The organism is Rhodoferax sp. GW821-FHT02C08, from assembly GCF_059421805.1.
In genome coordinates, this window is sequence record NZ_JBWKVR010000018.1 from 82,600 (window position 1) to 97,635 (window position 15,036).

A 15,036-nucleotide genomic window follows, 5' to 3' on the forward strand; every position below is an offset into this window, starting at 1 on the left:
ATTGTATGACCGACCCCGAGTTCATGGACCGCGCAGAAATTTTGCTCCAGGCAGTGGAGGCTAGCTGCGACCGCATCAACGACAGTACCGACGCCGATATCGACAACCAGCGCACCGGCGGCATGGTGACACTGACCTTCCCCAACCGCAGCCAGATCATCATCAATCTGCAAAAACCGCTGCAAGAGGTCTGGATGGCCGCCAAGTCGGGCGGCTATCACTACAAGTTTGATAGCGATCAGTGGAGAGATACCAAAGGCCAGGGCGAATTTTTTGCCAGCCTGTCGCGTGATGCCAGCGTGCAGGCTGGCCTGCCGCTGGTGTTCTCCGCCTGATCAGTTCTTGAACAGATTGAGGATGCGGTTGCGCTCCTCGGCCGCAGGCGGTGCCGGGGGCGCCGTGCCTCCATTGGTAGCGGCTCCCTTGTCGTCCAGGCCCAGGCTGGAGACCCCGCTGGTGCGGTTGTACTCGGTGTAGAACCATTCCCCACCCACGTTGGTCACGCCTTCGGGCGGCACGAGTTCGGCCACAGGCACGCCGCTAAGGGCTTTTTCCATGAAGCTGATCCACACAGGCAAGCTCAGCCCGCCGCCGGTTTCGCGAGCGCCCAGGTTGCGCGGTGTGTCGTAGCCAATCCAGGTGATGGCGGTGAGTGTGGGCTGGTAGCCTGCGAACCAGGCATCGATGGAGTCGTTGGTGGTGCCGGTTTTCCCGTATACGTCGGGGCGCTTCAAGATGCGCTGGGCCGAGGCGGCAGTGCCGCGCAGCGTGACTTCATTGAGCAGGCTGGACATCATGAATGCATTGCGCGGGCTGATGGCGCGCATGGCCTCGTTCAGCCCAGGGGCCTTTGTTTCTACTAGCACTTTGCCGCGTTGGTCAGTGACCTTGGTAATCAGCCAGGGGTTGATACGGTAGCCGCCGTTGGCAAATACCGAATAAGCCGTGGCCATCTGCATGGGCGTGACCGAGCCCGCGCCCAGTGCCATGGTCAGGTAGGCCGGGTGCTTTTCTGCCTCGAAGCCGAAATGTGTGATCCATTCCTGGGCGGTTTGTGTTCCTACTGCCTGCAGGATGCGGATGGATACCATGTTTTTCGACTTGGCCAATGCGGTGCGCAAAGGCATCGGGCCTTCAAATTTGCCGTCGTAGTTCTTGGGTTCCCAGGGCTGGCCGCCAGTCACGCCGGCATCAAAGAACAGCGGTGCATCGTTGACCACCGTAGCAGGCGTGAAGCCTTTTTCCAACGCCGCGGAGTAAATAAAAGGCTTGAAGCTGGAGCCGGGTTGGCGCCAGGCCTGGGTGACGTGGTTGAACTTGTTTTTCTGGAAGTCGAAGCCGCCAACCAGTGCCTTGATGGCTCCGTCGCGTGGGTCCAGGGCCACGAAAGCGCCTTCGACCTCGGGCAGCTGGGTGATTTCCCAGGTGTTCTTCGGTGTCTTGGTGACGCGGATGACGGCCCCGCGACGGATTTTGATATTAGGCGGGGCTTTGTCGGACAGGCCGGATTGGGCCGGCTTGAGCCCGTCGCCTGTGATTTCCACTGCGTCACCGTTTTGGCGCACGGCCGTAATTTTCTTTGGGTTGGCGTCCAACACGATGGCCGACATCACGTCGCCGTTATCCGGGTGGTCGGTTAGAGCGTCGTCAATCGCATCGTCCAGCTCGTCGGCCTTGGTAGGCAGGGTGACAAATTTTTCCGGGCCGCGGTAGATCTGCCGCCGTTCGAAGTCCATCAAGCCCTTGCGTAGGGATTTATAGGCCGCGTCCTGGTCGTCGGCCTTGAGCGTGGTGTACACATTCAGGCCCCGGGTGTAGGTTTCATCGCCATATTGGTTGAACATCAACTGGCGCACTGTTTCGGTCACGTATTCGGCGTGGACGCGGTCATTGCTGGCGCCGGAGCGGACTTTCAGCTCTTCTTTGCGTGCCGCATTGGCCTGTTCCTCGGTGATGAAGCCGTTTTCTTCCATCCGGCTGATGATGTACTGCTGGCGCACCTTGGCGCGGGACGGGTTGGTGATCGGGTTGTAGGCAGAGGGCGCCTTGGGCAGGCCTGCCAGCATGGCGGCCTCGGCAATCGAGATATTTTTCAGTGGTTTACCGAAATAGGTTTCTGCTGCTGCCGCAAAGCCATATGCACGGTTGCCCAGGAAAATCTGGTTCATATAGATTTCCAGAATCTGGTCCTTGCTGAAGGCGTGTTCCAGCTTGAAAGTCAGCAGGATTTCGTAGATCTTGCGGGTATAGCTTTTTTCAGCGGTCAGATAGACGTTACGTGCCACCTGCATGGTGATGGTCGAGGCACCCTGGCTCTTTACGTGCCCCAGATTTGCTAGCGTGGCTCGCACCATACCTTTGTAATCTACGCCGCCGTGCTGGTAAAAGCGCGCATCTTCGATGGCCAAGACCGCATCTTTCATTATTTGCGGGATTTCTTTGATGGGCGTCAAGGAGCGGCGTTCTTCACCGTATTCGCCCAATAAGATGCCTTCGGACGAGAACACCCGCAAGGGAAGCTTGGGTCGATAGTCGGAAAGATCCGAAATATCGGGCAAATTGGGGTACGCCACTGCTAGCGCAATGCCGATAACCAATGCAATAGCCAGCACGCTTGCCGCAACGGTGCCTACACCCCAGAGCAGCAAGCGTAAAGACCAGACGGCCAGAGTGGAGCGGGACTTGGGAGCGGGAGGTGGGGCACTGGACGTGGGTTTTGTGGGCATAACAAACAGAGTGCCAAATAGGGCCGATAGGAATGAAAGCTACGTAAATTGCCCTCATTTTGCCTTTACGCTCGGTATGACTCACGCAGTAGACTTGGCACATTGACCGGATACCATGCGGCAGCAGCGGTGTTTTTCAGCCACGGATGGGGTGAGCGTATTGAGAAATATGCTTTGCCGGCCCCGATCTTGCTGATAGCATCCCCAAAATTTGTTAGATTTTGTAGCGTCTTGCTCACTACCAGGAGAAGGATTTGATCTCATTGGGATCGTTATTCAGCCGTAAACCTTTGCCGCTATTGGGTATTGACGTTAGCTCATCCAGTCTGAAGCTGGTCGAGCTGGATCATGATGCTGCCGGTAATTTGGTTTTGAAGCGGTGCGCGATTGAGCCGCTTGAGCGCGGCTGGATCACCGACGGAAATATCGAAAAATTCGACGAAGTAGCGGAAGCTGTGCGTCGGCTAGTGAAGAAAAGCGGTACCCGCACAAAAAATGTAGCCATGGCTTTGCCCCCATCGGCCGTGATAACCAAGCGAATCGTGTTGCCAGGCGGCATGTCGGACATGGAGTTGGAAGTCCAGGTCGAGTCAGAGGCCAACCAATACATACCGTTTTCTCTGGAAGAGGTAAGTCTGGACTTTTGTGTGGTTGGGCCGAGTGCAAGTTCCGCTGGCGACGTGGATGTATTGATTGCCGCGTCACGCAAAGAAAAAGTTCAAGATCGACAAGGATTGGCGGAAGCCGCGGGCCTGAATCCAGTGGTTCTGGATATCGAGTCGTACTCGTCCCGCTTGGCTACTTCGCGGCTGATTGAGCGCATGCCTAACCAAGGTGTCAATCTCAAGGTGGCGCTGTTTGAGGTTGGGGCTTTGACCACCAGTATGCAGATTATCTGCAACGATGAGGTCTTGTATGAGCGTGACCAGGCGTTTGGTGGTGCTCAGCTGACACAGCTGATCGTGCGGCAGTATGGATTTTCCCCCGAGGAAGCGGAGTCCAAAAAGCGCAGTGGTGAACTGCCGGAGGACTACGCCAGTGTCGTACTGCAGCCCTTTGTGGATAGCCTGGCCCAGGAAGTAGGGCGGGCGCTGCAGTTCTTCTTTACCAGTACGCCGTATAACTCGGTGGACATGGTGTTTCTGGCTGGGGGCTCTGCCTCCTTGCCAGGCCTTGTCGAGGCAGTGACCCAGGTTTCTTCTTTTGCCTGTACTTTGGTCAATCCATTCGATGGTATGGAAATGGGTAGTGATGTGCGTCTGAATAAGGTGATGCGCGAAGCGCCTTCGTATCTGACCTCTTGTGGTCTGGCCATGCGGAGGTTTCTGCAGTGATTCTTATCAATTTATTGCCGCACCGTGAGGCGGCCAGGAAGCGCCGGCGCGAGACTTTTAACGCTACCTTGGCGCTGTCCGCTGTGTTTGGCGCTTTGCTGATAGGCGTGGGATTCCTCTGGTATGAAAACCAGATATCTGATCAGCAAGAACGCAATGCTTTTTTGACCAAAGAAGTTGCCGTGCTGGATGAGCAGATCAAGGAAATCGCCAATATCGAGGCGGAAATTAAGGCTTTGACAGAACGTCAAAAGGCGGTGGAAGACTTGCAGTCGGATAGAAATCTGCCAGTGTACCTGCTGAATGAGTTGGTGAAACAGCTGCCGGACGGCACCTATATCACCAGCCTCAAACAGGAGAATCAAAGCGTCACGATACAAGGAGTCGCGCAATCGAACGAGCGTATCTCCGAGCTATTGCGGAATCTGGCAAACAACACCCCTTGGTTGTCCCGCCCCGAGTTGACGGAAATCGTGGCCGGCAGTGTGGCTTTGACGCCGCGAGATCAACGGCGTGTTGCCAAATTCAATTTGCGCGTGCGCTTGATGCGATCCAGTGAAGTGCAAAAGGCGGCGGATGGTTCCGGTGCAGCTCCCGCTTCTGCTCCCGCTCGCCCATAGCAAGACTGTCATGGCTAAAAAACTTTCATTCAATATTGACTTTCCTGCGGTGCAGGAGAGTGTGCAAAAGCAGTTCCGCAATTTGCACCCAAGTGATCCATCGCAATGGCCAGTCGTTCCTCGTGCGCTATTGTTTTTGGCGGTGATTTTGGCAGTAGTCTTTGCGCTTTGGTTTGCCTGGCTTAACAGTTACGAGGATGACCTCAATGCTGAGCGTGCTAAAGAGGTGGAGCTGCGCGATACGTACCAGAAAAAATTTGCCAAGGCTGTGAACCTGGATGCACTGAAGAAGCAGCGTGAACAGGTGCAGCAGTACGTGACGCAGCTAGAAAAGCAATTGCCCAGCAAGGCAGAAATGGCGGCATTGTTGTCAGATATCAATCAGGCTGGCTTGGGGCGTAGTTTGCAGTTTGAAGTTTTTCGCCCCGGGCAGGTGGTTGTCAAAGACTATTACGCCGAGCTTCCTATTGCCGTGAAAGTTACAGGGCACTATCACGATATGGGCTCTTTCGCTTCCGACGTGGCAAATCTTTCGCGCATCGTGACGTTAAATAATCTTTCCATTCAACCTTTGGCTGACGGCAATTTGGCGATGGATGTGACCGCGCGCACTTTCCGTTATCTCGATGCCGATGAAATTGCCGCGCAGAAACCAGGAGCCAAAAAATGAGGCTCCTTTCATATGCGTTTGTTGGGTGTTCGATTGCGGTGCTGGCTGGGTGTGGCGTATCCGGCGAAGATGAGTTGCGTCAATGGATGAGTGAGCAGCGCAGCACCGTTCATCCCCGGGTCATACCATTGGTCGAGCCTAAAAAATTCATCCCCCAAGCCTATACTCAAGAAGGTGCTGTAGATCCTTTCAACTTGCAGAAGTTGACCCAGGCATTGAAGCGCGACTCCACCCAAGGTGTGGCCAACACAGCATTGATCGCACCAGAATTGGCCCGACGCAAGGAGCCGCTTGAGGCCTATCCTGTGGACGCCATGGTCATGGTGGGGAGCTTGCGTAAAGCAGGACAGCCTGTGGCATTGGTTCGCATCGACAACTTGTTGTACCAGGTTCGTGTAGGCAATCACTTGGGTTTGAACTACGGCTTGGTAACCAAGATTGACGAATCTGAAATGAGTTTGCGGGAAATCGTGCAAGACGCCACAGGTGATTGGGTCGAGCGGCCGGCTAGTTTGGTGCTACAAGAGGGAGCGAAATGAAAAAGCAAAATCTGAAGGGGTGGCACATGCTAGACCGTTTGGCAATCGCGTTGGTAGTGGCTGTGGCCTCGGTCGCAGCCCATGCCCAAACTGCGATCGAATCTGTGACTGGTTCCCTGCAAGGGGGCTCAGAGGTCATTCGTATTGATCTTTCTGCACCACTGGTAGCTTTGCCATCCGGAGTGTCTATTCAGTCTCCTGCCCGTATCGCATTGGATTTTCCTGGCGTGTCTAACGGCATTGGCCGTTCGTCTATCGATGTCAACCAGGGTAATTTGCGTTCAGTCAATGTGGTTCAAGTGGGCGAGCGTTCGCGCGTGGTGCTCAATCTGAAGCAGGCTACTTCCTACAAGGCGGAAATCAAGGGCAACTCATTGCTGGTAGTGCTTGACCCTGTGGCTTCGGCTCCGGTTATGGCTGCGGCGCCTACTTTTGCGGATAACGGTAGTCGAGATAAGGCTCCACTGAAGGATATTGATTTCCGCCGCGCGGATGACAATGCTGGGCGTGTGATCGTGTCTTTGCAAAACAGCCAGGTCGGTGTGGATGTACGCCAGCAAGGACAGAGTTTGGTGGTGGAGTTCTTGAGTTCCACCTTGCCCGAGGGGTTGCGCCGTCGCTTGGATGTTGCTGATTTTGGTACCCCTGTTCAAACTATTACCACCACCCAACAGGGGGACCGTGTGCGCATGGTTATTGAGCCTAAAGGGGCTTGGGATCACAGCGCCTACCAAAGCGATGGTCAGTTTGTGGTCGAGATTCGTCAACAAAAAGTGGACACCACCAAGCTCGTTCAAACACCTGGGTTCGCTGGTGAAAAGCTGTCGCTGAATTTCCAGAGCATTGAAGTGCGGGCGCTGTTACAGGTCATAGCCGACTTCACCAACTTCAATGTGGTGACCTCTGACTCTGTGACGGGTTCGGTTACCCTGCGCCTGAAAGACGTACCGTGGGATCAAGCGCTACAAATCATCATGGACTCCAAGGGCTTGGGTATGCGCAAGTCGGGTTCTGTCTTGTGGATTGCACCCAAGGATGAAATTGATGCGCGTACCAAGAAGGATTTGGAATCCATCGCGTCGATGCAGGCTTTGGAGCCTTTGCAGACCCAGTCGTTCCAGATGAACTATGCCAAGGCGTCGGACATCGTGACGCAGTTGGGCGGTTCTGCAAATGGAGCGGTCAGTACCGGCCCTCGCTTCCTCAGCGCGCGTGGTACAGCGATTTCTGAGCCGCGCACTAACCAGTTGTTCGTAACGGATATCCCGAGCCGCTTGGTGGCTGTTCAGGAACTTATCAAAAAGCTGGATATTGCGGTGCGTCAGGTTTTGATTGAGGCGCGAATTGTCGAGGCCTCGGATACATTCGGTAAATCTCTGGGTGTGAAGTTGGGTTCTACCGCCGGTAGTTCAACTACTTCAGGTACGGCTGCTGGCAGCTACGGGCTCTCTGGCAATACCCGTTTTACGGTTGGCACAAGTTACAGCAATGTGACGGCCAGCAACGGCTCAAGCGGTGCGGCCGTGGATACCAGTAGCAATTTTGTGAATTTAGGGGCTGTAGGGCAAGGGGGGTATGACGCAGCGTCTTTTGCGTTGTCCATTTTTAGCAGTGCAGCGAATCGCTTCTTGAACTTGGAGATATCGGCTTTGGAAAACGATGGGAAGGGTAAGCTGGTATCGAGCCCGCGCATTGTGACGGCCGACCAGACCAAGGCGCTGATCGAGCAAGGCACCGAATTCCCTTACCAACAGGCAACGTCTAGTGGCGCAACATCTGTTGCTTTCCGCAAGGCCAATCTGAAGCTTGAGGTCACTCCACAGATCACCCCTGAAGGCAATATCATTCTGGACCTGGATATCAATAAAGATAGCCGTGGTGAAACCACCTCTGCGGGTATCGCGATCGATACTAAACATATCAAAACCCAGGTTTTGGTGGAAAACGGCGGTACGGTGGTTATTGGCGGTATCTTTACTCTCGATGAGACGGATAGCGTTACCAAGGTGCCCGTCTTGGGTGATATACCCTATTTGGGAAATTTGTTCAAAACTAAAACCCAGGCGAGTACCAAGAAGGAAATGCTGGTATTCATTACGCCTAAGATGATTATTGAACGCTCGGCCGCACGTTAATAAGTATTTAATTAGAAGCAGGGAATAGAGTTATGCGTTATTTAAAGTATTGGGTATGGTTGGTGGTAACGGCCATGCTTGCTGCGTGTGGAGGAGGTGGCGATGTTGGCGGCAGTTCTTCGAGTACTACTACAACAACAACGTCTTCGCCAGTAATTTCCTTGTCTCTGGTAAATGCGTCGGGGACCACCCTGACGACGAACGCAATTAGCAAGAATGCGAACTACTATGCCAAGGCCGTAGTAACGAACTCTAGTGGCACAGTGTTGCCCAATCAGTTGGTGACTTTTTCTACGACTTACACTATTGCGACCTTGGCGGGTAGCGCTGCAGACGCCACCGCGCTTACAGATAGCAGTGGTGTTGCCAAGGTGTTGATTAGTCCCTTGAGTTTGACGACTACCGGAGCGGCGACTTTAACTGCTACTACCACTATTAGTAGCACATCTGTGGCGTCGAGTTTGAATTTCAGTACTACGGCGGCGAACGTTACTTTGGCAAGTATGACGACTTCGCCCACCAGTATTGCGGCACTAGGTACTTCTGCTGTATCGGCGGTGGGCATGGTGGATGGTGTGGCCGCATCAGGCGTAGTGGTGGGCTTTACAGCCAGTTGTGGTAGCTTCAGCCCCAGTAGTGTGACGACGCCTAGCAGCGGTGTAGCGAGTTCGACCTACCAGTCTCTGTCGGGATGTGGCGGTACTACGGTAACGCTCACGGCTTCCGCATCCGGGGCAACGGATCTGACCAAGACGATTGCGGTTGCAGCAGCTAGGGCGACAAATATTCTTTTTGATTCGGTCACTTCGCCAACCACAGGGAAAATTTATGTGTCATCCGCAGCGACTGGGGTGAAAAATGCAACGATTAGATTTAGAGTTGTGGACAGTAGTGGTACCACAGGCTTGGCGTCTCAAGCGGTGAGTTTTACCCTACCGAGTACCGTTTCTGCGGCTGGGGTCACCTTTGCCAGTAGTACAACCACTGGAGTTACAACAGACAGCAGCGGTTATGTGTCCATCACCGTGGCGTCGGGCACCATTCCCGTGCCGGTAGTGGTGGTGGCCACGCTGGATTCGGATAGTACGATTACTGCATCTTCCAATAGTTTGAATGTGACATCCGGTACGCCGTCTCAGGTGAAGGCTAAGTTTGAACCGGCTGTCCATAGTCTTGAGGCTTTGACATATGACCGATTGACTACGACGATGACGTTTTCTGTCAGTGACCGTTCTGGCAATGATGTGCCGGATGGTACGGCCGTCACCTTTGTGGCAGCTTCCGGTAATGTGACTGGGAGTTGCACGTTGTCCAGTTCTGCCTGTACCGTGACGTATACCGCTACTGGAACGGCGCCGAGCAATGGGCGAGATATCATTTTGGCTTACCTGGATGGAGAAGAAAGCTTCTCGGATGCCAACGGTAACGGCGTGTATGACTCCGGTGAAACCTTTTCTGACACCGGGAAAGTTTACAAGGACGTGGATGGTAGTCTGACATTTACCACCGGGGATGAGTTAGTTCCTGGTGGTGCCACGGGTACGTCTACCTGTGCCTATGATGCTACTACGTACCCTTCGGTTATAGATACTTGCGACGGTGTTTGGAGCAGTGCCATTAAGGTGCGTAAGCAAACGACTATCACTTGGGCGGCCGGTGCAAATGCGATAATGACGCTCAGTGGGGCTCGGGCTGCATCAGGGTTTACGGTACTCATTCAAGATTCCAGTGGGAATGGCAATGCGATGCCTAGTGGATCAACGGTGGCAGCCGCTATTACTTCATCGAGTCCGACTTGTACAGTTAAATCGGTGACCCCCAGTACGGTAGCGGCAGGATCTACAAGAACGACGTCGCATGTAATCGCTTTGGATAGCGCAGCAGACTGCACTACGGTGACGGTGACGGTGACCGTTACGACTCCTAAAGGCACAGTATCCAGGACGACATTCTAATTTGATCTCTCTCGTCGGCCTCCCCGGCTCCGGTAAATCCACCGTAGGCCGCCAACTCGCCCGGCGGCTGCAAGTCCCCTTCACTGACTCAGACCACGTTATCGAACAGCGCATAGGCTGCTCGATACGTGAGTTTTTTGAACGTGAGGGGGAAGCGCGTTTCCGCGATGTGGAAGAGGCTGTGTTGGATGAGTTGACGTTGCAGCCACATGGTGTGCTGGCGACTGGTGGTGGCGCAACCTTGCGGCCGGCCAATCGCCTGCATTTGCAGGAGCGTTGCCAGGTGGTCTACCTACGTTCCACGCCTGAAGAAGTATTTCGCCGCGTGCGCAATGACGTGAATCGCCCTTTGCTGCAGGTGAACGATCCTTTGACCCGTTTGCGTGATCTGTTTGCGGTGCGCGACCCCTTGTACCGGGAGACGGCGCATTTCGTGATTGAAACCGGTCGACCCTCGGTCGCCAGTCTCGTGAACATGATCGTGATGCAGTTGGAGCTGGGTACGCCGCGTCCTCCAACTGAGTGAGTTGTACCGCAGGCAGGCCCGGCGTTCCGCCTTAAACTGTGCGGCTATGCATGCCATTTCCGCTACTTCCGCCATCACCCCCCAAACCGTTTCCATCAGCCTGGGTGACCGCAGCTATCCCATCGTGATCGGCACCCAGTTGCTGGACAACCCTGCTACCTGGGCAGATCTGCCGCGCGCTGCTGCGGCCTTGATCGTGACGAACACCACCGTAGGTCCGTTGTACGCCCAGCGTTTGCAGGCTGCATTGCAGGGGCGCTACGCGGCTATCCATACCGTGGTGCTGCCCGATGGCGAGGCTTACAAGACCTGGGAAACCCTGAATCTGATTTTCGATGCCCTGCTGGGCCACGGTTGTGACCGCAAGACGGTGTTGTTTGCGCTGGGTGGCGGTGTGGTGGGGGATATGACCGGATTTGCCGCCGCCAGCTACATGCGCGGCGTGCCTTTTGTGCAAGTACCCACTACGCTGCTGGCCCAGGTGGACTCTTCGGTAGGCGGTAAAACGGCCATTAACCATCCGCTGGGCAAGAACATGGTGGGCGCTTTCTACCAGCCCTGCAAAGTGGTGTGCGATCTGGATACCTTGGCGACCTTGCCTGCGCGTGAGCTAAGTGCCGGCTTGGCTGAGGTCATCAAATACGGCCCCATTGCCGACATGGCGCTGCTGGATTGGCTGGAGGTGAATATCGATGCTTTGCGGGCGGGCGATCCAGCTGCTCTGGCCTACGCCGTCAAGCGCAGTTGTGAGATCAAGGCCCATGTGGTGGGCCAGGATGAACGCGAGTCCGGTCTGCGGGCGATTCTGAATTTTGGCCACACCTTTGGTCACGCTATCGAGGCGGGCATGGGCTACGGCGCCTGGCTGCACGGCGAGGGCGTGGGTAGCGGCATGGTGATGGCTGCGCATTTGTCTCAGCGCCTGGGTGGCGTGGACATGCCGTTTGTTGAGCGGCTGACCCGCCTGGTGCAGCAGGCGGGTTTGCCCACGCGCGGCGCCGTGCTGGATGCTGCCGATAACGCGGGCCGCTACCTGCAGCTGATGCGGGTGGACAAAAAGTCCGAAGCCGGTGAAATCAAGTTTGTACTCATACAGCCGCCAGGCAACGCTGTGATGCGCGGTGCACCCGATGCGCTGGTGCGTGAAGTGGTGGACTTCTGCTGTGCCTAGGAGTCTGCTTGCTATTTAATTGGTAGCTGCTTGCGCAGGAAATATAAGCGCTGGCGGCCTGTTGGATTGGAAAGATGCAATTAGCCCCTTACGCCTGCAACCCGGCCCTTACGCGGGGCCGCCGCTTCCCGGAAGTAGCGGCACCCACGCGCACCGAATACCAGCGCGATCGCGATCGCATCGTTCATTCCACAGCCTTCCGGCGTCTGGTTTACAAAACCCAGGTGTTTTTGAACCACGAAGGTGACCTGTTCCGCACCCGTCTGACCCACTCCATCGAGGTGGCGCAACTGGGCCGTTCCATCGCCAGGGCGCTGGCGCTGAACGAAGACCTGGTGGAGGCAATTGCTCTGGCGCACGACCTGGGCCACACCCCGTTTGGTCACGCGGGCCAGGACGCGTTGAACGCCTGCATGGCCGACTACGGCGGCTTCGAGCACAACTTGCAAAGCTTGCGCGTGGTCGATGCACTGGAAGAGCGCTACCCCCAGTTCGACGGCTTGAACCTCACTTTTGAGACCCGTGAAGGTATTTTGAAGCATTGCTCCCGCAGCAATGCTGAAAAGCTGGAGGCCTTGGCGCCCGCGCACCCCGACGGACGTGGGGACGTGGGCCAGCGCTTTCTGGCCCATACCCAGCCCAGCCTGGAGGCGCAGCTGTGCAATCTGGCGGACGAAATCGCCTACAACGCACACGACATTGATGACGGCGTGCGTTCTGGCCTGATCACGCTGGAGCAACTGCAAGAGGTGCCGCTGGTAGCCCATTTTCATGACCAAACCTTGGCGGAATATCCACAGCTGCCGGCCCGCCGCCTGCTGTACGAGTCCATCCGCCGCATGCTCAGCGCCCAGGTGTATGACGTGATTGCTGCTACCCAAGTCGCTGTGCAGGCGGCGGCTCCCGCCGATGCGGATGCCGCGCGGCTGTGCCCACCTCTGTTGTCGTTCAGCCCGCAGATGCGTGTCCAATCGTTGGAACTGAAGCGCTTTTTGATGAAAAACCTGTACCGCCACCCCCAGGTGGTGGACACCATGGCGTTGGCCAAGACCATGGTGCGCCAGCTGTTTGAAGCCTATCTGGCGGCTCCACAGGAGATGCCGGCGCGCTTTACCACGCGCCAGGCCGAAGCTGTGCCGCGCAACGTGGCCGACTACATTGCTGGCATGACGGACCGCTACGCTGCCCGCGAGCACGAACGCCTGACGGGCCAGAAATTGTGGGGATGATGACCCCATGCCTATGTGATTTGGAGCCACGATGAGTTTTCTGAACCAACTCAAAAACCAGGCCCATGCGTTGCGCGATCAGCACAGTGCGCAGCAGCACACGGCCGAGACCCGTGTGGCCCAAACCGAGGCAGCCTGCAAGACGATTGCCAGCTACTTGGTGGACTTGGCCCAGCAGCTGAATGTGATCACGCCCCCCGCGCCAGCGTTCTCGCTTGACGGCAAGACCCCCTGGCCCGCCATGCGCCTGGTGGATTTCCGATGCGATGTACGCCAGAAGCGGCTGCGTGGTGTCGATGTGGTGGATTACATCGGCATGGGCTGGCGTGTGGTGCCGCTGGAGGGGCCTCCGGTAAAGGGGGCTGTCAGCGTCAACTTTCCACCCGATCTGGAGCGTGTCGAGTCACGCTTGACCTTGGGCCGGCTGAAGCACGACCGGCAAGAGATACGCCACCCCGAGTCGCGCAAACTTTTGTCCATTCGTTTTGAATATATGACCGAGCTGATGGGTAGCGTGCGCATCACGCCTGACCATGATCAGGCCCTGCTGGCATTCCGCATCAGCAACGCCAATTGCTTTGATGTATTGAACGCCGAGCGGCCCGCCGCAGACATCAACCAGGGTCTGATGGACGAGCTGGCGCGCCTGCTGCTGGCCCAGCCGAACCGGTTTCTATGACTACAGCCATGGTCGCCAGCGACGCCACCGTGGTGGATGACATGCGCCGCTGGTTGGTGCGTGCCGTGATTGGCCTGAACCTGTGCCCCTTCGCCAAGGCAGTGCATACCAAGGGACAGATCCACTATGTCGTCAGTTCGGCGCTTGACGCCGAGGCTTTGCGCGAGCAATTGATTGAAGAGCTTAATGGGCTGCTGGCGCAGGAGCCGTCTGCACGAGATACTACTCTTTTGATAGCGCCGAGGGTGCTGCACGACTTTCTGGACTTCAATGCTTTCCTGGGCGAGGCCGACCGCGTGCTACGCCGCATGGGACTCGAAGGGATAGTACAGATCGCCAGCTTCCACCCCGACTTCCAGTTTGGCGGAACCGAGCCTGGCGACATCACCAACTGCACCAACCGGGCTCCTTACCCCTGCCTGCATTTGCTGCGCGAGGCTAGCATCGACCGTGCCGTAGCTGCCTTCCCCGAGGCCGAAGCCATCTTCGAGCGCAATATGGAAACTCTTGAAGCATTGGGGCAAGCCGGCTGGGATGCGCTTGGCGTGGGAAAATCCCCGCATGAAGACCCCCAAAAATAGGCCGGCGGCTGAACCCAAAGTCCCGGCGCTGCCGCCTGAAATCGATCCTGCCCAGTCCGTTGAGCTGCTCAAAGAGCTGCACATCCTTACCCGCGACGGCAAACTCAACCAGGACTCGCGCCGCAAACTCAAGCAGGTCTACCACCTGTTCCAGTTCATCGAAAAGCTGCTGAAAGAGATGCCTGCGGGCGAGGGCGGCTTGACCCTGGCCGACCACGGGGCGGGCAAGTCTTACCTGGGTTTTATCGTCTACGACCTGTTCTTCAAGGCACTGGGTGCAGGCCATATCTACGGCATAGAAACACGTGCCGAGCTGGTCGCGAAGTCGCAGGAGTTGGCGGCGCGCCTGGGTTTCGGCCGCATGTCGTTTTTGAACCTGAGTGTTGCCGAGTCCACCGACTCAGACCTGCTGCCATCGCGCATCGATGTGGTCACCGCGCTGCATGCTTGCGACACGGCGACCGATGACGCCATCGCCTTCGGCCTGCAAAAGAAGGCGAGGGCCATGGTGCTGGTGCCCTGCTGTCAGGCCGAGGTGGCCGCCTGCCTGCGCCAGAACAAGGCCTTGAACGGCACCAAAACTCCGCTGGCGGAGTTGTGGCGCCACCCGCTGCACACCAGGGAACTGGGCAGCCAGATCACCAATGTGTTGCGCTGCCTGTACCTGGAGGCCTGGGGCTATCAGGTCACCGTGACCGAGCTGGTGGGCTGGGAGCACAGCATGAAGAACGAGCTCATCATCGCCAAATATACCGGCCAGAAAAAGCGTGCCGCTGCCGAGCGCTTGGCGAGTCTGCTGGCTGAGTTTGGCTTGGCTGGCCTGGCGGACACACGTTTCAAGCTGCCCGAAGCCAGTACCAGTGTTTAGCTT

The 15,036-nt window shown here is 56.5% G+C and carries 14 protein-coding genes; 13 read left to right on the plus strand and 1 reads right to left on the minus strand.

All coding sequences use genetic code 11. The features are described 5' to 3' along the window. Positions 1-5: 5 nt before the first annotated feature. Entirely contained in the window at positions 6-335 is a 330-nt protein-coding gene (gene cyaY, locus AC07VY_RS19700; RefSeq protein WP_495075157.1) for an iron donor protein CyaY, read from the plus strand. On the opposite strand, the gene AC07VY_RS19705 is transcribed toward cyaY, so the two are convergent. Then, a complete protein-coding gene (locus AC07VY_RS19705) occupies positions 336-2,726 on the minus strand; it encodes a penicillin-binding protein 1A (protein ID WP_495098900.1) in 2,391 nt (796 codons plus the stop codon). A gap of 254 nt (positions 2,727-2,980) precedes the next feature. Here AC07VY_RS19705 and AC07VY_RS19710 point away from each other — a divergent pair, with 254 nt between their 5' ends. The 12 genes from AC07VY_RS19710 (at position 2,981) to AC07VY_RS19765 (ending at position 15,033) form a co-directional block, all read left to right on the plus strand. Continuing rightward, positions 2,981-4,060: a pilus assembly protein PilM gene (locus tag AC07VY_RS19710; RefSeq protein WP_495075159.1), complete on the plus strand. Its 1,080-nt coding sequence runs from the start codon at positions 2,981-2,983 to the stop codon at positions 4,058-4,060. Continuing rightward, entirely contained in the window at positions 4,057-4,680 is a 624-nt protein-coding gene (locus AC07VY_RS19715; RefSeq protein ID WP_495075160.1) for a PilN domain-containing protein, read from the plus strand. The genes AC07VY_RS19710 and AC07VY_RS19715 overlap by 4 nt, the downstream gene beginning before the upstream one ends. Positions 4,681-4,690: 10 nt before the next feature. After that, positions 4,691-5,350: a type IV pilus inner membrane component PilO gene (locus AC07VY_RS19720; protein ID WP_495075161.1), complete on the plus strand. Its 660-nt coding sequence runs from the start codon at positions 4,691-4,693 to the stop codon at positions 5,348-5,350. Beyond that, complete coding sequence (locus tag AC07VY_RS19725; RefSeq protein ID WP_495098899.1) at positions 5,347-5,889, plus strand: pilus assembly protein PilP; 543 nt, start codon at positions 5,347-5,349, stop codon at positions 5,887-5,889. The genes AC07VY_RS19720 and AC07VY_RS19725 overlap by 4 nt, the downstream gene beginning before the upstream one ends. Beyond that, positions 5,886-8,024 (plus strand): type IV pilus secretin PilQ, encoded by a 2,139-nt coding sequence (locus tag AC07VY_RS19730; protein WP_495098898.1) that lies wholly within the window; start codon positions 5,886-5,888, stop codon positions 8,022-8,024. The genes AC07VY_RS19725 and AC07VY_RS19730 overlap by 4 nt, the downstream gene beginning before the upstream one ends. A 161-nt stretch (positions 8,025-8,185) precedes the next feature. Further along, positions 8,186-9,979 carry a hypothetical protein gene (locus AC07VY_RS19735; protein WP_495098897.1) on the plus strand — a complete coding sequence of 598 codons (1,794 nt, stop codon included), beginning with the start codon at positions 8,186-8,188 and terminating at the stop codon, positions 9,977-9,979. 1 nt (position 9,980) lies between these two features. Next, a complete protein-coding gene (locus AC07VY_RS19740; RefSeq protein WP_495075165.1) occupies positions 9,981-10,505 on the plus strand; it encodes a shikimate kinase in 525 nt (174 codons plus the stop codon). 46 nt (positions 10,506-10,551) lie between these two features. Further along, positions 10,552-11,676: a 3-dehydroquinate synthase gene (gene aroB, locus AC07VY_RS19745; protein WP_495098896.1), complete on the plus strand. Its 1,125-nt coding sequence runs from the start codon at positions 10,552-10,554 to the stop codon at positions 11,674-11,676. A 74-nt stretch (positions 11,677-11,750) separates the two neighbouring features. Further along, on the plus strand, positions 11,751-12,905 hold the full coding sequence (locus tag AC07VY_RS19750; RefSeq protein WP_495098895.1) for a deoxyguanosinetriphosphate triphosphohydrolase: 1,155 nt from the start codon (positions 11,751-11,753) through the stop codon (positions 12,903-12,905). A gap of 31 nt (positions 12,906-12,936) precedes the next feature. Beyond that, entirely contained in the window at positions 12,937-13,584 is a 648-nt protein-coding gene (locus tag AC07VY_RS19755) for a hypothetical protein (RefSeq protein ID WP_495098894.1), read from the plus strand. Next, positions 13,581-14,165, plus strand: coding sequence for a DUF1415 domain-containing protein (locus tag AC07VY_RS19760; RefSeq protein ID WP_495098893.1), 585 nt, complete (start codon positions 13,581-13,583; stop codon positions 14,163-14,165). Before AC07VY_RS19755 ends, AC07VY_RS19760 begins: the two co-directional genes overlap by 4 nt. Then, the gene (locus AC07VY_RS19765; protein WP_495098892.1) at positions 14,146-15,033 is read left to right on the plus strand and encodes a class I SAM-dependent methyltransferase; all 888 of its coding nucleotides are present in this window, start codon (positions 14,146-14,148) and stop codon (positions 15,031-15,033) included. Before AC07VY_RS19760 ends, AC07VY_RS19765 begins: the two co-directional genes overlap by 20 nt. Positions 15,034-15,036 lie beyond the last annotated feature (3 nt).

Bases quoted from the DNA above. Each gene is read 5' to 3' on its own strand.
- AC07VY_RS19755 (WP_495098894.1), top strand. From the start codon at position 12,937: ATGAGTTTTCTGAACCAACTCAAAAACCAGGCCCATGCGTTGCGCGAT.
- cyaY (WP_495075157.1), top strand. From the start codon at position 6: ATGACCGACCCCGAGTTCATGGACCGCGCAGAAATTTTGCTCCAGGCA.
- aroB (WP_495098896.1), top strand. From the start codon at position 10,552: ATGCATGCCATTTCCGCTACTTCCGCCATCACCCCCCAAACCGTTTCC.
- AC07VY_RS19750 (WP_495098895.1), top strand. From the start codon at position 11,751: ATGCAATTAGCCCCTTACGCCTGCAACCCGGCCCTTACGCGGGGCCGC.
- AC07VY_RS19720 (WP_495075161.1), top strand. From the start codon at position 4,691: ATGGCTAAAAAACTTTCATTCAATATTGACTTTCCTGCGGTGCAGGAG.
- AC07VY_RS19765 (WP_495098892.1), top strand. From the start codon at position 14,146: ATGAAGACCCCCAAAAATAGGCCGGCGGCTGAACCCAAAGTCCCGGCG.
- AC07VY_RS19725 (WP_495098899.1), top strand. From the start codon at position 5,347: ATGAGGCTCCTTTCATATGCGTTTGTTGGGTGTTCGATTGCGGTGCTG.
- AC07VY_RS19705 (WP_495098900.1), bottom strand. From the start codon at position 2,726: ATGCCCACAAAACCCACGTCCAGTGCCCCACCTCCCGCTCCCAAGTCC.
- AC07VY_RS19760 (WP_495098893.1), top strand. From the start codon at position 13,581: ATGACTACAGCCATGGTCGCCAGCGACGCCACCGTGGTGGATGACATG.
- AC07VY_RS19730 (WP_495098898.1), top strand. From the start codon at position 5,886: ATGAAAAAGCAAAATCTGAAGGGGTGGCACATGCTAGACCGTTTGGCA.